At 35.3% G+C, this 21,032-nt stretch carries 25 protein-coding genes, 1 pseudogene and 1 riboswitch; of the genes and pseudogenes, 15 read left to right on the top strand and 11 right to left on the bottom strand.

Going from position 1 to position 21,032, the window contains the following annotated elements; translation table 11 throughout:
- Positions 1-64: 64 nt before the first annotated feature.
- Entirely contained in the window at positions 65-361 is a 297-nt protein-coding gene (locus ACQKM9_RS07920; protein WP_427733832.1) for a hypothetical protein, read from the bottom strand.
- 221 nt (positions 362-582) lie between these two features.
- Here ACQKM9_RS07920 and ACQKM9_RS07915 point away from each other — a divergent pair, with 221 nt between their 5' ends.
- Genes ACQKM9_RS07915 through ACQKM9_RS07900 form a run of 4 tightly spaced genes read left to right on the top strand, consistent with a single transcriptional unit; the run spans position 583 to position 2,946 of the window.
- Positions 583-996 (top strand): BlaI/MecI/CopY family transcriptional regulator, encoded by a 414-nt coding sequence (locus ACQKM9_RS07915; RefSeq protein ID WP_427733830.1) that lies wholly within the window; start codon positions 583-585, stop codon positions 994-996.
- A 3-nt stretch (positions 997-999) separates the two neighbouring features.
- Positions 1,000-1,848, top strand: coding sequence for a M56 family metallopeptidase (locus tag ACQKM9_RS07910; protein ID WP_427733829.1), 849 nt, complete (start codon positions 1,000-1,002; stop codon positions 1,846-1,848).
- A gap of 53 nt (positions 1,849-1,901) precedes the next feature.
- Positions 1,902-2,552 carry a DsbA family protein gene (locus ACQKM9_RS07905; RefSeq protein ID WP_427733828.1) on the top strand — a complete coding sequence of 217 codons (651 nt, stop codon included), beginning with the start codon at positions 1,902-1,904 and terminating at the stop codon, positions 2,550-2,552.
- Positions 2,542-2,946, top strand: coding sequence for a disulfide oxidoreductase (locus tag ACQKM9_RS07900; RefSeq protein WP_427733827.1), 405 nt, complete (start codon positions 2,542-2,544; stop codon positions 2,944-2,946). Before ACQKM9_RS07905 ends, ACQKM9_RS07900 begins: the two co-directional genes overlap by 11 nt.
- Before the next feature lie 54 nt (positions 2,947-3,000).
- Here the strand turns inward: ACQKM9_RS07900 and ACQKM9_RS07895 are convergent, their stop codons facing one another.
- The 5 genes from ACQKM9_RS07895 to ACQKM9_RS07875 form a co-directional block, all read right to left on the bottom strand.
- Positions 3,001-3,756 (bottom strand): amino acid ABC transporter ATP-binding protein, encoded by a 756-nt coding sequence (locus ACQKM9_RS07895; protein WP_427733826.1) that lies wholly within the window; start codon positions 3,754-3,756, stop codon positions 3,001-3,003.
- Positions 3,757-3,773: 17 nt separating this feature from the next.
- Complete coding sequence (locus tag ACQKM9_RS07890) at positions 3,774-4,487, bottom strand: amino acid ABC transporter permease (protein WP_427733825.1); 714 nt, start codon at positions 4,485-4,487, stop codon at positions 3,774-3,776.
- 12 nt (positions 4,488-4,499) lie between these two features.
- Complete coding sequence (locus tag ACQKM9_RS07885; RefSeq protein ID WP_427733824.1) at positions 4,500-5,207, bottom strand: amino acid ABC transporter permease; 708 nt, start codon at positions 5,205-5,207, stop codon at positions 4,500-4,502.
- Between the two features lie 84 nt (positions 5,208-5,291).
- The gene (locus ACQKM9_RS07880; protein ID WP_427733823.1) at positions 5,292-6,158 is read right to left on the bottom strand and encodes a transporter substrate-binding domain-containing protein; all 867 of its coding nucleotides are present in this window, start codon (positions 6,156-6,158) and stop codon (positions 5,292-5,294) included.
- Between the two features lie 36 nt (positions 6,159-6,194).
- A complete protein-coding gene (locus tag ACQKM9_RS07875; RefSeq protein ID WP_427733822.1) occupies positions 6,195-7,370 on the bottom strand; it encodes an acyl-CoA dehydrogenase family protein in 1,176 nt (391 codons plus the stop codon).
- Positions 7,371-7,481: 111 nt separating this feature from the next.
- Positions 7,482-7,584, bottom strand: a riboswitch (SAM riboswitch).
- 126 nt (positions 7,585-7,710) lie between these two features.
- Here ACQKM9_RS07875 and ACQKM9_RS07870 point away from each other — a divergent pair.
- A pseudogene (locus ACQKM9_RS07870) lies at positions 7,711-8,117 on the top strand (ABC transporter permease); the annotation flags it as partial.
- A gap of 51 nt (positions 8,118-8,168) precedes the next feature.
- Here ACQKM9_RS07870 and ACQKM9_RS07865 read toward each other — a convergent pair.
- Together ACQKM9_RS07865 and ACQKM9_RS07860 are read right to left on the bottom strand one after the other, a co-directional pair.
- Complete coding sequence (locus ACQKM9_RS07865) at positions 8,169-8,897, bottom strand: hypothetical protein (protein ID WP_427733821.1); 729 nt, start codon at positions 8,895-8,897, stop codon at positions 8,169-8,171.
- The gene (locus tag ACQKM9_RS07860; protein ID WP_427733820.1) at positions 8,890-10,227 is read right to left on the bottom strand and encodes an AAA family ATPase; all 1,338 of its coding nucleotides are present in this window, start codon (positions 10,225-10,227) and stop codon (positions 8,890-8,892) included. The genes ACQKM9_RS07865 and ACQKM9_RS07860 overlap by 8 nt, the downstream gene beginning before the upstream one ends.
- A 211-nt stretch (positions 10,228-10,438) precedes the next feature.
- On the opposite strand from ACQKM9_RS07860, the gene ACQKM9_RS07855 reads away from it, so the two are divergent.
- A complete protein-coding gene (locus tag ACQKM9_RS07855) occupies positions 10,439-10,564 on the top strand; it encodes a hypothetical protein (RefSeq protein ID WP_427733819.1) in 126 nt (41 codons plus the stop codon).
- A 36-nt stretch (positions 10,565-10,600) separates the two neighbouring features.
- Here ACQKM9_RS07855 and ACQKM9_RS07850 read toward each other — a convergent pair whose 3' ends face one another.
- The gene (locus ACQKM9_RS07850; RefSeq protein WP_427733818.1) at positions 10,601-11,116 is read right to left on the bottom strand and encodes a winged helix-turn-helix domain-containing protein; all 516 of its coding nucleotides are present in this window, start codon (positions 11,114-11,116) and stop codon (positions 10,601-10,603) included.
- Positions 11,117-11,151: 35 nt separating this feature from the next.
- Positions 11,152-11,484, bottom strand: coding sequence for a winged helix-turn-helix domain-containing protein (locus tag ACQKM9_RS07845; protein WP_053418161.1), 333 nt, complete (start codon positions 11,482-11,484; stop codon positions 11,152-11,154).
- 205 nt (positions 11,485-11,689) lie between these two features.
- Here ACQKM9_RS07845 and ACQKM9_RS07840 point away from each other — a divergent pair, with 205 nt between their 5' ends.
- Both ACQKM9_RS07840 and bioB read left to right on the top strand, forming a co-directional pair.
- Positions 11,690-12,277, top strand: a complete 588-nt coding sequence (locus tag ACQKM9_RS07840) for a biotin transporter BioY (protein WP_427733817.1) — start codon at positions 11,690-11,692, stop codon at positions 12,275-12,277.
- Positions 12,278-12,282: 5 nt separating this feature from the next.
- Complete coding sequence (gene bioB / locus ACQKM9_RS07835; protein WP_427733816.1) at positions 12,283-13,284, top strand: biotin synthase BioB; 1,002 nt, start codon at positions 12,283-12,285, stop codon at positions 13,282-13,284.
- A gap of 70 nt (positions 13,285-13,354) precedes the next feature.
- Here bioB and ACQKM9_RS07830 read toward each other — a convergent pair whose 3' ends face one another.
- Positions 13,355-14,440 carry a metallophosphoesterase gene (locus ACQKM9_RS07830; RefSeq protein WP_427733815.1) on the bottom strand — a complete coding sequence of 362 codons (1,086 nt, stop codon included), beginning with the start codon at positions 14,438-14,440 and terminating at the stop codon, positions 13,355-13,357.
- Between the two features lie 385 nt (positions 14,441-14,825).
- Between ACQKM9_RS07830 and ACQKM9_RS07825 the strand changes: the two genes are divergently transcribed.
- The 7 genes from ACQKM9_RS07825 (at position 14,826) to ACQKM9_RS07795 (ending at position 21,030) form a co-directional block, all read left to right on the top strand.
- Complete coding sequence (locus ACQKM9_RS07825; protein ID WP_427733814.1) at positions 14,826-15,785, top strand: ABC transporter substrate-binding protein; 960 nt, start codon at positions 14,826-14,828, stop codon at positions 15,783-15,785.
- Between the two features lie 23 nt (positions 15,786-15,808).
- Entirely contained in the window at positions 15,809-16,816 is a 1,008-nt protein-coding gene (locus ACQKM9_RS07820; RefSeq protein WP_427733910.1) for a FecCD family ABC transporter permease, read from the top strand.
- A 10-nt stretch (positions 16,817-16,826) separates the two neighbouring features.
- Positions 16,827-17,831, top strand: a complete 1,005-nt coding sequence (locus ACQKM9_RS07815; protein ID WP_427733909.1) for a FecCD family ABC transporter permease — start codon at positions 16,827-16,829, stop codon at positions 17,829-17,831.
- 15 nt (positions 17,832-17,846) lie between these two features.
- Entirely contained in the window at positions 17,847-18,659 is an 813-nt protein-coding gene (locus tag ACQKM9_RS07810) for an ABC transporter ATP-binding protein (RefSeq protein ID WP_427733813.1), read from the top strand.
- Positions 18,659-19,462, top strand: coding sequence for an alpha/beta hydrolase (locus ACQKM9_RS07805; protein ID WP_427733812.1), 804 nt, complete (start codon positions 18,659-18,661; stop codon positions 19,460-19,462). Before ACQKM9_RS07810 ends, ACQKM9_RS07805 begins: the two co-directional genes overlap by 1 nt.
- Before the next feature lie 127 nt (positions 19,463-19,589).
- Positions 19,590-19,811: a YdbC family protein gene (locus tag ACQKM9_RS07800; protein ID WP_427733811.1), complete on the top strand. Its 222-nt coding sequence runs from the start codon at positions 19,590-19,592 to the stop codon at positions 19,809-19,811.
- 199 nt (positions 19,812-20,010) lie between these two features.
- Positions 20,011-21,030: a serine hydrolase domain-containing protein gene (locus tag ACQKM9_RS07795; protein ID WP_427733810.1), complete on the top strand. Its 1,020-nt coding sequence runs from the start codon at positions 20,011-20,013 to the stop codon at positions 21,028-21,030.
- The last annotated feature ends 2 nt before the right edge of the window (positions 21,031-21,032 follow it).

The following is a 21,032-nucleotide window of genomic DNA, read 5'->3' as shown; positions in this document are numbered from 1 at the left end:
GGCTAGTGAACGATGGAAGAGCAAAGAGGTAAAAGAACTATTAGCTACTTATTTTAAAAAAACTTCATTCTCGTATTCGTTTATACGTTTGAATAAAATGAGTTGGATCTACTTCGATTTCAAACATGAATACCCCTTGGTTTGTATGCAAATAAAATAATCCGGACCCACTAGAGAAAGGTTTATATGACATATCATGAATATGTTCTAATTTAAAGACGTTTTTGGCAGTTGAAACTGAATCGGCATACAAGTGTATGTGGTGAGTAGTACGTTGTGTTGTTTGTTCAAACCAACCTGTAATCCGTTCTACTAAATGATATTTGATGGCGCATATAGCTGCGTTATTTTGTTTAGTCATGATGATACCTCCAATCATAAGATGCCCATGATAGAAAATCTATACGCATATCTTAACAGTTTTCTAATAAAAGAATGTTATTTGAACCTTCGAATTTAAAATTCATAATGTATTTTAATAATTCCAAGATCATATAATCTTTAAATTAATAGTATTTGGGGAACAATTCTTGACTGGAAATGGACGTAACACTACAATGAGTAATGTGAGGTGATCAAGTCGTGAGAATTCGAAAGTTCAAAATGAACGAAAGTGGGTTGAATCGTTTTTTTGGCCCTCTAGAAGCAAAGATCATGGACATTTTATGGAACGATGTAGAAATGACCATCAAAGATGTTCAACAAATACTTGATCAAGAAAAGTTGACGAATTTTAACACAGTTATGACAGTCATGAATCGATTAGTTGACAAGGGAATTCTTCAAAAGAGAACTGAAGGTAGATCCTCTTTATATAAGCCAGTACTCTCGAGAGATGACTTTTTGAATACACAATCTAAAGAGATGACTAATGAGCTAATGGACGAGTTTGGTAATGTTGTAGTTAGCCATATGCTTGATGCACTAGAAGATGTCGATGATGATCTCGTAGCTATGCTTGAGAAAAAAATTAAAGAACTAAAAAAGGGCACGTAACGTATGTACAAACGTCACTCGTCCATCATCCTCATCGTATCACTCATTATTTCGGGAACAATTTTTTTAGAAATGGGTTTATATTTTGTCGCAAAGATAGCTGATTGGACTGTTCAATACAATCTTGTAGTCGCATGTCATAGCTGGTTGAGAATAATCGGATTGTCTTCACTGGACTATATACTTGATGCACTTGTCAGCTATACACTAATTTTGACTATATGGAAAATAGGATCTCAATTCTATCATGCTATTCGTATGAAAAAGAGATTTAAGCAATATAGAGAGAATATGCTTACGCTCAATATGAATTGTAATTATAGCCAAGGTAAAGAGGTACTTCTTGTCATTTCGCATCCTACACCATTAGCACTTACGATGGGATTTATAAAACCCAAGATCGTCTTATCAACAGGTTTGATGAATCTTATATCTGACGAAGAGTTAGAAGCTGTTATTTCACATGAGATGTACCATAAGGTAAATCGAGATCCACTTAAAATCTTTTTAATGGAACTCTGTTCATCTACAATGTGGTATATTCCGATTTTAGATTGGTGTAATCAGAAATATAAGATCATGAAGGAATTGCTTGCAGATGAATATGCTATTGAAAAACAGCAGACATCTGTGCACTTGGGTAGTGCCTTGTTGAAGATGTTAAAAGTAAGTAAGTATGAAAAAATGCCTTTTTCTTATGCATCATTTGCGGATACATCTGTTAACTATCGAATTGGCTTTATTTTAGATCCGTTAAGAGAAATTCAATGGAATTTACCAGTGAAAATGTTAGTAATCTCTTTAGCGATTTTTAGTTTTATTTGTTCTTTATTTATTTACGCCTTGGCGTAAATTTTTTACCCCAATACACTACGTAATGTAGTCTTGATTAGGAGTGCTTATTAATGTCTAAGAAAATATTTTGGTTTGTAGGTGTAGTAGTAGTTTGTATCGTAGGTATTATTGTTTTAACGAATTCTGCTGAAAAATCGGCAGAAATTGATTATAAAGGGCAACCGTTTTTAGGTGAAGCATCAGCACCCGTAGATATTATTGAATTCGGCGATTATAAATGTCCAAACTGTAAAGATTTTAATGATCAAATGGTCCCTGTTATTTATAAAGACTTTGTTGAAACAGGGAAAGCTAAGTTTTACTTTATAAATTATTCTTTTATTAATATTGATTCAAATCGATCTGCTCAATTTGCTGAAACAGTCTATAAAGAGTTGGGAAATGAGAAGTTTTGGGCTTTCCATGAGCTACTGTTCAGTAAACAACCAACAGATTTATCTTATGAAAAAGTAGATTTATATACTGAGGACTTTTTAGAAGAAGCATTATCTGAAATAGCCACTGAGAAAGAAACTAAAAAGGTAATGAAAGCTTTTGGTGAAAATGCGGGACAAGAAGCATGGGATAAAGATATGCAAATGGCAAAAAATCTCGGTGTCCAATCAACACCAAGTATCTATATTGATGGCAAACAATTCACTGGAAACACATACGATGATTTTGTGAAAAAGGTAGAAGAGGCGACTGCTAATGGTAAATAAGGCGCTCCTTTTTGGCTGGATAACGTCGATTATAGCCATGATGGGTAGTTTGTTTTTTAGTGAACAAATGGGTTTTATCCCATGTACACTTTGTTGGTATCAGCGTATATTAATGTACCCACTTGTCTTTTTCTTAGGGATGGCATTTTATAGGAATGATAAAGCGATTTATAAATATGTGCTTCCGATGTCGGCTTTTGGGATGCTTCTTTCTGGCTATCATTATGCATTACAAAAGATACCATCCATGCATGAGTTCAGTACATGCACAAATGGAGTACCTTGCTCAGGGCAATATATTAATTGGTTTGGCTTTGTAACGATTCCATTTTTATCTTTTATCGGTTTTACATTGATTACAATTTCGATGTTAGTACTATGGAAACGTAAATAAATGAAATAGAAAATGCCCACCTCTTATAAAACTTAGAGGTGGGCGTTTTTGAATTTAAATAAAGAATGAATAATCTTCAGGTAGCACACGTCTTAAAAATTTCTTTGTACGTTCTTCTTTAGGGTTGACGAAAATTTCATGAGGATTACCTTCCTCAACGACAACGCCACCATCCATAAAGATAACGCGGTTAGCTACATCTTTAGCAAAGGACATCTCATGAGTAACTACAAGCATTGTTGTGCCTTCATTGGCAATATTCTTCATAACAGCTAGTACTTCACCAACAAGCTCTGGATCTAGAGCAGATGTAGGTTCATCAAAAAGAATAATATCAGGATTCAAAGCAACTGCACGTGCAATACCAACTCGTTGTTGTTGTCCACCTGACAGTTGGCTTGGATAAGCATCATATTTGTCGGTAAGACCCACTTTACTTAATGCTTTTTTACCGATTTCAATAGCTTCATTTTTTGGCACTTTACGTCCAATAATAAGGCCTTCTATGACGTTTTCAAGTGCAGTTTTATTGTTAAATAAGTTGTAATTTTGAAAGACAAATGCAATTTTCTGGCGAATAGCATGAATGTCTTTTTTCTTTGCATCATGTAAATTTACATCGATTTCTCCGAAAGTAGCATGACCTTGATCGGCCTTTTCTAAAAAGTTAAGGCAACGAAGTAAAGTCGTTTTACCGGAACCACTAGGACCTAAGATGACGACAACATCCCCCTTATCAATGGATAAGTCGACACCTTTTAATATTTCATTATTGCCAAATGATTTATGCACATTTTTAATATTTAACATATCATCACACCCCAGTTTTAAGCATTTGCTAATTTATATTTTCGTAAGTGTTTTTCATACAATTTGAAGCCGTATTCGACAACACTACATAAGATTAAGTACACGATGAATATATCTATATAAGCTTCAACATAGTTGTAACCTACGTTTGCAGCAACCTTAGCTTTCAATGTGATTTCCTGTAAAGACATTGCGTAACCAAGGGAAGTAGCTTTGATGAGGTTGACGGTTGCTGTACAAATATTTGGCAGTGCTACCACAAGTGCTTGTGGAATGATGATACGTCGGTATGCTTGATAAGTCGTTAAACCAACCGAATGTGCAGCTTCTATCTGCCCTTTGTTGACTGTGCTCAGTGCAGATCGGAATACCTCAATTAAAATGGCAGTAGTGCTAAATGAAAAGACGATAAAGGCATACCAAATTGGATGGATTTTATAGACATCCATAGCAATATCATATTTTTTAAATAATGCTGTTAAAACTAATGGAACGCTACTATAGACGATAAAAATTTGAATAATAATAGGCGTACCTCGTACAAATGATACGTACACTTGAGCTAAACGTTGTATAAAAGGTATTCGATAAATACGTGTTAAAGCGAGTGAAAATGCAAGAGGTATAGCAATTAGCAAAGAAACAAAAGTCACAAGTAGGGCCACTGGTACGCCAGACAATGCGACAAAAAATGTATCAATCAAAAATTTATAATTTAATCCTTCAGACATGTGCGTACCTCCTTATGTTGTCTCCAACGTTTTTTTACCTTTACTAAAGAATTTTTCAAGAATTGAGAAGATTTTTTCGATGATCAATGACAATACCCAGTAGATGATTGCTAAAGCGATAAAAATTTCGAGAGCATGTGCATTTATGTTGCTGGCGATAATGAGATTGGCTTTTCCAACGACATCAATAAGCCCGATAGTATAAGCAAGTGCACCTTCTTGTAATAAGGCAATCATACCGTTACCGAGATTGGGTAACGCTACAACTAAAGCTTGTGGAAAAATAATACGACGATAGGCTTGAAAAGGTGTTAGGCCGACACTAACAGCGGCTTCGTATTGGCCCTTGTCAATTGAATCATAAGAAGAACGAATTACTTCGGACATAATGGCTGCAAATTGTAGTGTGAAAGTTACGATAACGAATATGGCCGTATCAATATCGTGTAAATTGAGGCCGAAGTTTTCAGCTAGTGCAGGTACACCATAATAAACGAGAAATAGTAACACGATCGAAGGTGTACAACGCATGATAGTTGTATAGCCATTTGCAAGTTTTTGAGCAATTCTACTGCTGCCCAATTTGGCTATCGCAAGTAATAAACCAAAAAAGGAACCTAGTAAAATGGACAGTCCTGCTATCATAAATGTCACCTTTAGAAAGGGGAGTAAAATAGGGAGTGACTCCCAGATATAAGATGCATCAAAATATTTTTCCATATGCTCACCATTTTCGTTTTGTATTGGAAAGGCTGTTGAGTTTTATTACTCAACAGCCTAAGGACGCTACTTATGCATAAGCAATTAACGTTCCACTTGCTCAAGTACTTCAAATAAATCACGATCGTAGAATTTTTTGCTCAATTCATTTGTTTTTTGTTGTTCTTTAATTTGTTTTATAGCTTTGTCATATGCGTCTGCAAATTTCTGTTCTTTTTTGTTGTATAGCGGCCATGTTTTAATTACAGCAAATTCATTGTACACAATGTCATTTGCTAATTTGTGATAAGCGCCGTCTTTGGCTGTAACTTGCTGATTAAAAGGACCTTCAATCATTACACCACCATCTACTCGGCCTTCGTTGACCCATTGAACAATATCGATAGTGAAAGCATCTCCAGCTTTTAGTTTTACTTTGTTATCTGGATTTTTTTTGTTGTATTCATCGATGATTGTATATTGAGCATTATTTGCGGCAATTGGTGCTAGAGAGTAGCCTGCTGATGCAAAGTCTTTTAGTGATTTAATATTTTCATCTTCTTTACGTAATACCAAACCTGCACTACTTAAGCCAAGGAATTCTTTAGGGTAGATGAACTTTTCTGTACGCTCTTCTGTGAAGAAGGCATTTTTTACACCGACTTGGTATTTACCTTGTTCGACACCAATTAATAAGTCGTCACTAGTCGTGCCTACATATTCAAATTTATAGTCTGGTAATAATTCATCCACTAGCTTCATCACTTCTACATCGTATCCAGTTGGATTACCTTGGTCGTCAATATATGAAATCGGCTTACTTGCTTGGTCAAAGGCGACTTTCACCGTACGTACTTTTGATGAATCTCCTTTATCTTTAGAATCAGATGCTTCACTTGTAGAGCAACCAGCTAAAATTGCAATTGAAGTAATACCGACTGCGGCAAATTTTAATAGTTTTTTACTGAACATATTTTATAACCCCTTTTTAAGTTTCTTTTTTTATTATTAATTCACAATCGAATTCGTTCTTTTTTGTTCTTCAATAGCTGTTAATGCTAATTTTGTTATAGTCATATCATCCATTGGAGGATTGTGTAGACCTGCACGGACATTGCGGTAATATCGTTGTAATGGATTAGCGTTTTGTAAACTTTTTGCACCCACGACTCTCATTGCTTTATCAACGATATCAATGGCCGCATTAGTCACTGTATGTTTGGCGACGGCAATTTCATTGGTCAATGAGTCTCTTCGTTTTGGGTCGTCATAAGCTTCAGCTGTACCATATAAGACAAATCTAGATTGCTGAAGTTTTAACTCAATGTCACCTAATAGATGCTGCACATTTGGTAATGAGCTGATCGGTGCATTTAAGCTATTTGGTTGATGATGATTTGCGAAGTGAACTGCATAATCACGAGCTGCTTGTGCTATACCTAAATAAGTTGCAGGAATATGCAATGACCAGCCGTTGATTTTACCTCCGCTTGGATGATTTGGTAATTCGACTAAATCTGAGTCACTTACTTTAACATTTTGTAATAATAAGTCGTGACTTGATGTGCCGCGCATGGACATTACATCCCATGTTTCTTCAATAGATAGTCCTGCAGTATCTTTATGAATTAAAAAGAACCCAACTTGTTGTTTTTCTTCAATCCAAGCAGAAGTTAAAAAATAATCTAAGACAGGGGAAGCCGTAGTGAAAATTTTGCGTCCATGTATAAGCCACCCTTTTTCAGAACGAACTGCAGTTGTTCCAGGACGCCCGCCTCGAGTGGGACTGCCAGTGCGGGCCTCACTTACAGAACGATTCACAATAGCACCATTTTGTACTTCATTTGCAAAGAAATTAAGCTTGTCATCTGACCACAATTTCTCCTGATACAATTCGCCTACAACCCCTAAAGTCCAGCCCATCGAAAGTGAAGTATTCTCATCGTAGCTTGCAAGTGTTTCTTGTAGAAGGACCATATCGTAAACTGAAAATCCTTCGCCACCAAATTCTTTCGGTAAAGTAATTGCAGGATAGCCAATTTTGCGGAGCAGGCTAAAGCTCTCTTTAGGAAAAATAGATAATTCATCTACAGTTGCGGCGCTACCTGTAATTTGGTCTTTAAGGAATGCTAGTTTATCTAACCATTGTCGTTGTAGCTCTGTTCTTATAAATATCTCTTTCATAATAAATCCCCTCGTCTTCTCTAAGTTTATAATTCTTATAGAATTACTATGTATTGAAGGTATAAAAAATCTCCCATTTATAAAAGAGGGAGCTTAAATGTTGTGTATGCACCCTTATCTGTCAAGATTTCTCTTGCTGGAAGTAGCACCATTCTGTTATACAGTGGTTGCTGAAGCTTCATCGGACCAGTCCCTTAGCTTCTCATGATAAGTAATATTCTATTGTTTCAATTATCTTACTTTTTCTAAAGATGAAAGTCAATATGAAAAACAAAGTATTTTTGTAGGGATTAAAAGTTATAGAAAAGAGCCTAATCGATAGGGGTAAAAGAACTTAGGTTTATATGCATTACTGCCGATTATTAAAAACACATATACAGGTATTAATAATATTAATAAGGATCTTACAGATTTCGGCAGAGGGATGGGAATGACACGCATTCAAGTGCTGTATATGATTGAGTTACCGCTCTCACTCTCTGTAATTATTGCAGGAATTCGTATAGCTCTTGTGGTTGCTATCGGTATTACAGCAATTGGTGCTTTCATTGGAGCAGTGGACTCGGGGAAATTATCATCCGTGGTACAAATGCTACGGATGGTACAGCGATTATTCTAGCAGGTGCCATTCCAACAGCACTGATGGCTGTCATAACAGATTTGATACTTGGTTTCATAGAGCGTAAACTGGATCCAGTAAAACGTCAAAAAAATTTAGCGACACCCAACAGTCCAAAGCTTGAATGAGTAATATAAAAGCCTTGAAACCAAAATGACTTGGTATCAAGGCTTTTATTGTTACTCGTTAATCATTTTCATGTAATCGAACATTAGTGGTACATTTGTATATCTTTCCAAAGAGGCAAGGTCAGCAGAGATGCTTTGCCAACTTTCCAAATACTTTTCTTCTAATGTCATACTAGTTGAAATGGGTAAAAAATTAGAAAGAAACTCTTCTATTGGCTTTTGTTCATTTTCTAAAAACTCCTCAACCTCACGTACTTTATAACGTGTTTCGGGATTGGCTTCGTTAAACAAAATATGTTCAAGTGCTCTAGAGAAATAATAAATTTGGTAATTTACTTTGCCAGATAAAATCGAATTGAGCGTCCGCATGGTATGAATGTTTTTGCTTTTTAATTTGTTTCTTTCAATAATTTTGTTTTGTTGATTGCTATTTGGAACACTGATATTTTTAGCGTTATAGAGCGTTAATCTACCTTGATTTTCATCAATTATAACAGCAGATTCATCAATGAAGCAGCCGTCTGTATCGGCTATTTGGATAATTGCCAATAAATCTGTAGTGCCTAATTTCATTTTATTAATATAGCTTTTAACGCGATCTCCAACTAGGTTTTTGATATTGGAGCTCTTTTGGTTTAAATCCCCCATAATATCACCTTTAATAATATCGAATCTAATTTCATTATTATTAAATAAAGTACGTATTCGATCGTATAATAAAGCTTCTTCACAGGCACCTTCTACTAGTAACAAGACAACTTTTTTAGCTTTATTACTCATTTATGATAGCCGCTTTTCTAAATGCTCTTTTCATATCATAGGCATTCGTTTCTTTGTAAATTGATTCGTCTTGACCACCTAACTGAATTGCACGCAAATAGACATCTCTAGGATTATTAAGTTTTTTAACACCCTTTAATTGCATATAGCGATTCTCTTCATTCGCTGTAGTGAACCATAAATTATGAATTGGTAGTACTTCAAGTATACGTAAGTTATGGGAGGTGAATATCAATTGGCCTGCTCCATTCTCATGGATAATTTCAAGTAGTTCACCTAATAAGTACTCAAATACACCCGCGTCTAATTCATCAATAATAACGCAGGCATTGGGATTGTTATAAACAGCAATTATTGTACTTAAGATAGAGATTATCTTCAACGTACCCTCGGATTCACATTTCAAAGGTAGCTCAATGTCCCCTTTTCGTGAGAGAAACTCAACGAGCACACCATCAGATCCATCATTCAATTTTTGTGTATGAAGAACATGGATTTTAATCTGTAGACCTGGAATAAGCATTTTGAGAACGATGTTCGTTTGTTCTATTAATTCTTTCATTGCATTGAACATGTCTTTTGGTAGTAAAGTAGTATCTTCTAATTTAGAAGGAATAACGCCACGTTTATTTTCAAGATGTATATTAAAAGGCATCGTAATATTAGAGATTAAGTTACCAAACTGCGTATTATCAATGATATGCAAGTCTCTCTTGAAGTCAAAAATAATATTTTGAATGAGTGCCATTTCCACTTCACCTAAATGATTGGGAAGAATATTTCTAACTTCTTTTCTGAAAATGAAGGAAGAATGATTTTCTTTAGAAAGATGGTTTGCTACTAATACTTTAACTCGATCATTTTGGTTTAGAGAGGGGAGATTGGTAGTGCGGATAGTAACTTCCTCTCCGTCTTTTGAGAGTATATTTTTAAAGCGTTTCCCACGTTTATTTTCTCGATAACTTAAGTTTTCTGTCATTACATTTAGTCGTTCTTCACCAACCACAAGTGTTACAGCGTATTTTAAGAAGTACTCGCCAAATTTATTTTTGATGATGAATTGGAAATTTAGTTGTAAGGATGATTCACCGTAGTATATATGTAGATGATGAACATGAGGAAGTTTTTTATAAATCCCACCATCTAAGAGTGCCGATAAAATTTGAAATGCCTGAACAACAGCAGTCTTACCTGAACCATTTTGACCATAGAATCCAATAACATTAGCCTCTTCTAATTTGTCAAAGTTTGTATCGATATGAAATGTTCCGTATTTGACGTTTTTTAGGTTGTTTAATGTGACATCTAGAACTTTAATAATTGGTTTCATGTACTTCCTCCTAAAAACGAACTGTCTATATTATTTAGATAAAGGATAAAAAATATACTAAATTTTAATTATAAACTCGAAGTTGTTAGGTGTTATTTACTGATAATAATAGTGTTTTGGTACAAAAAGATGGGTCGATCATTCACATACTACACTGATCGCATTGTACCAGGATTTTCTGAGGAGTTAGAAGAGCTATCCCAACGCTTTGTTGTATTTCAAAAATGGAGCAATTTGCGTAGGTGTAGGGAGTACTATTTATCAATTCAACACTGTAGCTGAAATTACAGTAGCAGCTCGTGAAATGTATCAAGCATTTGAATCTGCTAAAAACTAATAAGATTTTTATAAAAAAGAGGTTGCTCATAGCCAATTATATTGGCTTATGAGCAACCTCTTTTTGCATAGTCATATTATTTTGAGTTTTTTCGTAATAAACTTTGCCATCTTCTGAAATCTCCCAATAACCATACTGAGAGTCTTTGCGGATAAAGTTTTTAATATTCAGCTGTTGGCTAGCCCAACGAACATTGTTTTTCCATTGAGGTTCTTGACCATCACGCACTGTAATACGTGCTTCATCCTCAGTGATTTCAAACATCTCACGCATTTCCTCATATGCATCATTAATTGCTACGGGTTCATTGCGATTGTATAAATAAGCTAGTAAATTTGGCTCTATGTCTGTAGAGGTAGGAAGGATAGGGCGTTTGTTTTTAATCTCCAAAGACAAATCCTTAAACCCGTTTCTCTGTATCTCTTGCTCGATTAGGAACCGTATAGAATCTCCGATTTCAGATTGAGCACCGGCCCATCTCATAATGCCCTCATCACTTTTTCGTAATCGCAAAGTTAATGAGTTTCCGGCATGATATTGCTCCTTTGACATATGTTATCCCCCTGGAAGCCGATTATATCGATTTATTAATTAAATTTTTTTAGACGAGAATGGAGATAAACTTTTTTACCTTTTTCGCTAATGCTCCAAAATCCTCGTTTTGCAGTACTCGTAGTATATTCCTTTTTCTTTAATTCAGTATGAGCATTTCTTACTTCATTTTCGAAAAGGCTTGCCCCGCTTTTTAAGGTTAGTTTTTGTTGTGCAGTAGTCAGTTGAAAAACATTGGCCATGGCTGTGTATACATCTTGAATAGGTACCTGTCTTTCTTTTAAATAAAGAAATTCGAAAAGACGATTTGTAATGATTTTACGCTCCGGTAAACCGACCTCTGGAGTTACAACGTTGACATTTGACATAATGTAAAGCCCCCTTAGTTAGTAGAAGCAATTGAAAGTAGCTGCTAATATATCTATTGTAACACAACGAAGTACATTAGTTGACAATGCAATGCATTGTAATATGTTATCGAGATTTGTGTTAACCTATATATTTTGGTAGGTTGACACAAGGGGTGTTTTTTTTTACTATATTTATAAATACAAAAACATAAAGGGGTGTAATATGACAACAAGTACAGTGAATTCTAAAAGTAAATTGAGAACAGTCGATTTAGTCTATTGTTCATTATTTGCAACACTTATGATGATTGGGGCGAATATTACTTCTTTCGCACCGTTTATGGTAGTCGGTGGCGTACCGATTACATTGCAGGCATTCTTTGCTATATTGGCTGGCCTTGTATTGGGAAGCCGACTAGGTGCTCTTTCAATTACGGTGTATATGTTAATCGGTTTAGCTGGTGCGCCTGTTTTCGCACGTTTCGGAGGAGGCTTTTCCCAAATATTAAGTCCAACATTTGGTTTTATTGTTGCATTTATACTAGTTGCTTTTATTGTTGGTAAAATTGTAGAAAATCATCGTTCGAAAAGAATGTATATCACAGCAGCGATCATAGGGGTAATCGTGAGCTATTTGATCGGTACTAACTGGATGTATGCTGCATATATGTTATGGTTTAGCGCACCTGAAGGCTTCACTTATAAAATGGCATGGCTTTGGATGATGCCACCTTTACCAAAAGATTTAATATTAGCTGTATTTGCAGGTGTATTTGGTCATCGATTACAAAAAGTGTTGAAGGTGAGGTAATCACAATGAATTATGAAATGTTAGCACAGCAAGTCCTAGACGGTTATCAATTGACAGATACTGAAGCATTAGCAATATTAAAAAGCCCTGATGAAGAATTATTATTATTATTACACGCAGCTTATAAAATTCGAAATCATTATTATGGTAATAAAGTGAAATTAAATATGATAATTAATACGAAATCAGGTCTATGCCCAGAAAATTGCGGATACTGTTCACAGTCCATTGTTTCAAAAGCCCCGATTGAAAAATATGCGATGATGAAACAAGATGAAATCGTCGCAGGAGCAGAACGAGCAGCATCACTAAATGTAGGAACATACTGTATCGTTGCAAGCGGACGTGGGCCTGTAAATCGAGAAATTGATATTGTCATAGATTCTGTAAAGGCTATAAAAGAAAAACATAGTGATATGACCATTTGCGCATGCTTAGGTATTCTAAAGCCAGAACAAGCACAGAAGTTAAAGGAAGCGGGCGTAGATCGTTATAATCATAATATCAATACGTCTGCTAATCATCACGAAAACATTACGACATCACATACATATGATGATCGAGTAAGAACTGTTGAACTAGCTAAAGAAGCGGGGATTTCACCTTGCTCAGGTGTTATCGTTGGTATGAGAGAGACACAACAAGATGTGATTACAATGGCGCGTAGTCTACATGCATTGGATGCAGATTCTATTCCAGTAAACTTTTTAAATGCAGTAGATGGTACACCGCTAGAAGGTACACATGAACTCAACCCTCGTTATTGCCTAAAAGTATTATGCCTATTCCGTTTTATCAATCCATCTAAAGAAATTCGAGTATCTGGAGGTCGTGAAGTAAATCTTGGTACACTTCAACCACTTAGCTTATACCCGGCAAACTCTATTTTCCTAGGTGACTACTTAACAACGGAAGGACAAGCAGGAGAAAAAGATCGCCAAATGCTTGAAGATTTAGGGTTTGAAGTGGATTTGGAGCCTTTACAACGTGAATTAAAAGTTAATTGAAAAATACCCTGTCGTAGATTATTACGACAGGGTATTTGTGTTTACTATATTTCTATAATAGGAAGTTATCTTAGAATAAACACTCTTTAGGTATCCATCCAATCTCACCAATGGAATTTTTAATCAAGATATATCCATCTGTAGAATCATTTAAGAGCCATACTCTTTCTGATTCTTGCACTGAAAGAAATGTCGTACTAATCCCTAGGGTACATGTTGCTTTTCCATCAACAATTTGTAAATATTCGTTTTTGATCCATTGTTGTTGCTGGAGATTTATATTTTCACAAAGCGTGAAATATTGTTCTTGTTGAATGATTTGCATTTCATAATATGGATAAGTAACTGTGCCTACTCGATTTGTTGTATCAAGATGGTCTTTTTTTATAATGACTTCATTTGTTAAATCGTCAACATAATATGACGTATATTGATTATCCTGAATGATTAAAGCATTTAATTGACCGTCTGCTTTGATTTGATTTCCTCCATCAATTGCCGTTATTTTCTTATCCAAATCGATTAATGGTAGATGTGAAGTTGGTTGATTAAATCTGTAATTTACCACTGGCCAATGTCCAACGATCACCATTTTGTCAGCTTGATGATTTTTTTCGTAAAAAGCATTTACTTGCAAAGCAAATGTCTCCTCTGTCTGTTGCCAATCTTCTTTATTTTCAATTCCTGCATGAATCACTATGAATTCATCTGTTTCGATTGCATGTGGTAATTGTTCAAGCCAAGTTAATATTTCTCCAAAATGTTGACGATAATATTGAGTCAGTTGTTCTAAATTTTCAAAATCATTTAAGTATGCATGATTGGCAGCTAGCATGTCATTTAAAATGGAATTCTTCCTTTTTTCAATATAGGAGAGAATACTTTGGTCACCGTTTTCTACATATCGGAACAATACATCACAATTACCTTTAGTGACATACACATTACTTGAGTGATTACAAAGTGTTCTAATGTATTCTACGACTTCTAAACTATTCTCACCTTTCTCACACATATCACCATTAATGATTAAATAATCATTTGTTGTATATGTAACTTTATGAAGCAATCTTTTAAATAAATCCAAACTTGCATGAATATCTGAAACAATAATACATCGCTTTTCTTTTTCTATATGAACCTTCTTCACTTTCATCGTGGTTGATCCCTCATTTATGTAAAAGTAATAACAGTTCTTAATAATTCAATAAAATAAGTTAAAAATCCTGCTTGAATAGAAACAAATTTTTCCTTTACTATACAAAATAACGCAGAAATGTAGATTTGGCATTTAGTATCTGTTAGTGCGGAATTCTATAATGTAGGGAATTTAAACAAACTAAATCAGCATTTAACATAATAATGTTCAATAATTTGAGCGTGTTAAACGAAATTTAATAGAACTTACAATTGCTGTTGACACTTTGTATATTAAGGGTTATATTGGTAAAAGTTATTGATATTGATAATCATTATCAATTGATTAACAGCAAATAAGTAGGCCTGCTTATATTTACTAATACATAAAGGAGACTTAACAGATGAAAATGAATAGATTTTGGATATTTGGATTAGCGGTATTTTTAGTAGCTTGTGGAGGGAATGAAACAACTCCAAAAAAAGAGGACAATAAAGCTGCAGAAACCGAAGAAACAGCTTCAAAAGAACAAACAATCACATATCTAGATAAATCATATACTTTACCATCTAAAGTAAATAATATTATCGCTGCAAGTTTAGAATCTATGGAAGACGCAGCAATGCTTAATGTAAAACCACTCGGAGCCGTAACAACTGCTGGTAAACTACCAGAATACCTTGCTAGTGATTTGGAAGGTGCAACTTCTATCGGTGAAAAAATGCAACCGAACTATGAAACTATTTTAAAATTAAAGCCAGATGTTATTTTAGGTTCGTCAAAATATCCAGATGAAGTGGCTAAGCAATTAAATAAGATCGGAACGATGATTCCGGTATCACATATTTCTACGGATTGGGAAGATAATCTACTTTTAATGGGTAAGTTGACAGGTAAAGAATCTGAAGCGGAAAAAATTATTAATGATTACAAAACAGAAGCAGAAGCTGCAAAATCTAAAGTAGCTGAAAAAGTGAAAGACAAAAATGTGTTTGTAATACGTATTCGTGCCAATAGCATGTTCGTGTATCCAGAGGGTGTGTATTTAAATCCTGTTATCTATGAGGATCTGGGAATAAAAGTTCCTGAATTAATTACTAAAACTGCTGCTCAAGAAGAGATCTCAATTGAAACTTTGGCAGAAGTAAATCCAGATATTATTTTCTTGCAATTCGAGGAAAGCGAGAATGATAAGAAAACTGCTGCATTAGATGATGTATTAAAAAATCCTATCTTCAAAAGCATTAACGCTGCTAAAAACGACAAAGTGTTTGTGAACGTAGTAGAACCTATGGCACAAGGTGGTACAGCTTGGAGTAAAGAAAAGTTCTTAAATGCAGCTGTTGAAAATCTATCGAAATAATGTGTGAGCCTATGATAAATAAAATGAAGAAACCTAAATTTGTACCAATCCTAATTATGGGTACTGCACCTCTCTTCATCGTATTTACAATTGCGTTATCAATCTTATACGGCACAAAGGATATTGATGTAACTACAATTTGGCTAGCGATTACACAATTCGATTCAGGAAATGTTGATCATAATATTATCATGCAATCTCGTTTGCCACGTGTGTTAGCTGCTCTGCTTGTAGGAGCATTTCTTGCAATATCAGGCGCTATAATGCAGGGGATGACAAGAAATTATCTTGCTTCCCCTTCTATTATGGGGGTAACCGATGGTTCAGCATTTGTAATCACGATTTGTATGATTTTATACCCTGGCATGTCTAACTTTAATCTAATCATTTGCTCTATGGTTGGTTCAGCTTTTGGGGCTGGGATTGTATTTGGTTTTGGTTCATTAATGAGAAATGGCCTATCTCCTGTAAGATTAGCCATTATCGGCACAGTTATTGGAACTTTTTTAAGCAGTATATCAGCAGCACTTTCTACATACTTTCAAATTTCACAAGACATGAGTTTTTGGTATAACGCTAAAATTCATAAGGTTGATCCCGAAATTCTTTTACTTGCTTTACCATTTGGTTTAGTTGGTCTTTTACTTGCTTTATACATTGCTAAATCCATTACTATTTTATCAATTGGCGAGGATATTTCGATTAGTCTTGGTCAACGTACAAAATGGGTTAAGGCTATAAGTATATTAATAGTCGTTTGTTTAACCGGTACTGCTGTGGCTCTTGTAGGGAAAATCGGTTTCGTAGGATTAATTATTCCTCACATCACGAGATTTCTTGTAGGAGTCGATTACCGCTTTGTCATCCCTTGTTCAGCGATTATTGGTGGGGTCTTTTTAGCACTATGTGACGTTGGTAGTCGATTTATTAACTTTCCGTTTGAAACGCCAGTTGGTGTAGTTACATCGTTAATTGGTGTACCTTTCTTCCTCTATTTAATTCGTACGAGAGGGGGAGAACGACGTGCATAAACAACATTTTATGATGAAAATTACAGCCGCTTTTTTGCTTGTTTTTATAGCTATGTACATTCATATCACCAATGGCACTTTCGATATGTCGATTAAAGATGTCGTCACAACGTTGTTACGAATTAATCCAAATGATGATTTTGATCTAGTTATCTTTCAATTCCGCCTTCCGAGAATTGTTATTGCGGCTCTTGTAGGTCTAGGACTAGGTATAGCGGGTACGGTTATTCAAGGAATCACAAGAAATGGCTTAGCTGATCCAGGAATATTAGGTATCAATGCTGGTGCAGGTACTTCTATTGTAGTATTCATGTTTCTTTTTCAGATGCAGTTAGTTGCATCTGGTAGCTCTAACTGGATTTCGATATTAATCATGCCTTTATTTGGATTTATAGGTGGATTAGCTGCTGCAATTATTATATATAGCTTTTCCTGGCGTAATGGCAAACTAGATACGCAGCGTCTGATTTTAACAGGTATTGCCATTAGTTCAGGATTTGGTGCGCTTTCAATGTTTATTTCTCTTAAAATGCGTGAAAGTGACTTTGAGATGGCGACTGTTTGGATGACTGGAAGTATCTATAATGCAAACTGGATGTTCATCGTTGCCATGTTACCTTGGCTTTTGATTTTGATACCTATAATCTACAGAAAAGCTTATTTATTAGATTATTTACAGCTTGAAGAGGCAAGTGTTAAAAGTCTTGGAATTGAAATTGAAAAAGAGAAATCGATACTGCTTTTATGTAGCATCGGTGTAATAAGTGCATGTGTAGCAGTATCAGGTAGTATATCCTTCATTGGATTAATGGCTCCTCATATCGCAAGACAACTTGTAGGTATACAACATCGGTATGTCATTCCTATGAGTGCTGCAGTAGGAATGCTGTTAGTCATCTTCTCTGATTATATTGCAAAAACAGTATTCGCCCCTGCAGAAATTCCTGTAGGCATCATAGTAGCAATTTTAGGTGTGCCTTATTTTCTATATTTATTAGTTAAATCAAAAGCGTAAAAGGAGAACCGATAAATGGTGACAAGTGTTATTAGAGCGAAACAATTGACGGCAGGATATGAAAAAGTCACGGTTTTTTCAGATTTGAATACGACAATTAAAGAAGGACAAATAACAACAATTATCGGTCCAAATGGATGTGGTAAATCAACCTTATTAAAAACAATTGGACGAATCTTAAAACAACAAAGTGGGAATGTACTTTTACAGGAACAAGATATGAAGAAGATTTCGACGAAAGAGATTGCAAAGCAACTAGCACTCTTATCTCAAAATCCAGAAGCACCGTTACAATTAAAAGTAGAGGAGCTTATTTCTTACGGTCGCTTCCCGCATCGAAAAAATGTAGGTACTTTATCAAATAAAGATATTGAAGTGATTGAATGGGCTATGGATATAACGAAAACGACTGCTTTTCGTGATCGAGAAATCGCCCAACTTTCAGGTGGTCAGCGCCAAAAAGTATGGTTAGCAATGGCTCTTGCACAAGAGACAAGTATATTACTGTTGGATGAACCGACGACTTATTTAGATCTTGCTCACCAACTTGAAGTGCTGAAGATTGTAGAGCGTCTAAATAAAGAGCATCACTGCACAATAATAATGGTATTACATGATATCAACCATGCTGCTCGTTTTTCGCATGAAATCATTGCAATGAAAGAAGGAGAAATTATTACTGTCGGTACACCAAATGAAATTTTAGAAAAAGGCACTCTAAAGCAAGTGTTCAATATCGATGCACGCATAATGATAGACCCCGAAAATGGGGCACCAGTGTGTTTTGGATATGATACTTTCCTAGAGCATGAATCGGGGGAAAAGTAGTGAAAGCAATAAATAAAGTCACTCAAGACAATACAGAACAATGGCTATACTATTCTGATGAAATGGATTATTCATATGATATAAAAGTATCAATACCTAGTTCACCCCCACCTGTAGATGGCTATCCTGTTATTTATATATTAGATGGAAATTCATACTTTCAATTTGCTCAAGGTATCGTAAGTTTGCAATCTAGAAATGCACCGAAAACATTGGTGAATGAGGCGATTATTGTAGGGATAGGGCATCAAGGTGAAGGGAAGGATACTTCCAAAAGAAGATTCTATGATTTTACTGCACCTGCAAGTAAGTATGTTTATCCAGATCGGCTAAAGGGTTTTGATGTTGGTGTCCACGGAGGAGCACAGAAATTTCTTGATTTTATTGAGTTAGAGTTAAAACCGAAAATAGAAAGACGCTATTCTATTAATAAGGGAAAACAAGCTCTGTTCGGACATTCTCTCAGCGGTCTTTTTACATTATGGACACTTTTTACAAAACCAAAAGCCTTTCAAACTTATCTAGCTTTAAGTCCATCAATCTGGTGGAATGATTATGAAATTTTAACATACATGGATGGATTTCTGAGACAATCGGAAGTGGATGAGAAGAAGAACCTTTACATTGCAGTAGGTGAGTGTGAGGGCTTTATGGTTGACGATGCAAAACAAGTGTTCAGCCGATTAAGCGCAGATCAACAAAAGTATGTGGAATGTGAATTTTACTGTGCTCCAGAAGAAAATCATGCATCTGTCGTGCCTACAGTCATGAGTAGAGCAATTCGCTTTGCAAATAAGAACTAGAAAAGTTCTGATATAATGGATTATTACGAGGCTGATGGTGCTTAAGGAAAATAGTATTGTAACATCATGTATTTAAGCTAGTTAGTCCAAATGATGAAGTTATTAAAGAACAAAGGAGTAAGAGTAAATGGCAGAACTAAAATACGAAATCGTAGAAAACATTGCAGTACTTTCTGAAGGTGCTAAAGGTTGGCAGAAAGAATTAAATTTAATCAGCTGGAATGATCGTGCCCCTAAGTATGATCTAAGAGATTGGTCTGAGGATCATACGAAGATGGGTAAGGGCGTAACGTTAAGTTTGGAAGAGGTTCAGGAATTGAAAAAGGCGTTGCAAGAATTGACATTATAATCAAGTGCAGTTTTTTGTAAAGATTGACTAATGTATTCAATAGAACACATAGAAAAAGAGTTATCCGCTAATATGACGGATAGCTCTTTTTCTATGTGTATATGGTTTAAAAAAAAATTTCAGAAATCCGCTTATTTTTTGTTATTTAATTTCATATCGTAATAACATGGAAAATCTAAAAAATAACAAGGGTGTTGTCATGATAGATGAGTATATCAAACAAATAATTCAACAAAAATTGCTTCCGGGTGCAGTTATTAGTGTGCAACAGAATTCGAAGTATTTAATAACCAAGAGCTACGGGCATTTCAAGGGAAAGGATTTGCAATTGCATGCAATCACAGAGAATACCCTTTTTGATTTGGCTTCTTTAACAAAGGTCGTGGCTACATTACCAGCCACCTTATATTTACTAAGCAGAAATGAGCTTCAACTTGATAGAAGTGTGTCGGAAATTATACCAGCATTTCGATTTCCAAAGGTGACGATTCGACATTTGTTACAACACAGTTCAGGATTGCCAGCAGGGTTAGTGCCTAAAGTAGAGAGACATCATAACAGAGATATAATGAGTGAGATATTAGCATGTAATTTAGTCAATAACCCAGGTCGATTTGTCGAGTATAGCGATTTAGGGATGATCTTATTAGGCAAGATAGTAGAAAAAGTGACAGGGGAATTGTTAGATCAATTTGTGAAACGACATTTTTTTAATCCGTGGAATATGCATAATACACAATTTTTATTGCTGGATAACCAAAAATATAAGGTGGCTTCTACGGAACTAGTTAAAGGACAATATGTCCAAGGAGATGTACATGATGAGAAGTCGCTTTTACTAGGCGGTGTATCTGGTAGCGCTGGCTTATTTTCAAGCGCAAAGGATTTACTCTTGTTTTCAGAGTATTGGTTAGGTATTCGACAACAGTCGGTTATTCCATTCAATTGGATGGAGTCAGCATATATGAATACGTTTTTAGGAAGGGGTCTTGGGTTTGAAGTGCTGACTGGTGAAGAACCATCAGTATCCTTTGGAAAGAAGGTGAGCGTAGGAGCTTTTGGGCATACAGGATTTACAGGAACTAGTATTTGCATGGATCCTGTAAAAAAATCTTCTATCATATTATTAACGAATGCCGTGCATTTTGGAAGAAACAATTCGATTCGAGAAATCAGAAGGCAGATTCACGACCTGGTGTATGAGGAATTGCTTAACTAATT

Origin of the sequence: Viridibacillus sp. NPDC093762, from assembly GCF_050279675.1 — a bacterium.
Classification (GTDB): Bacteria; Bacillota; Bacilli; order Bacillales_A; family Planococcaceae; genus Viridibacillus.
Note: the sequence above shows the minus strand (reverse complement) of the source record. Positions and strands in the feature narration are given on the sequence as shown.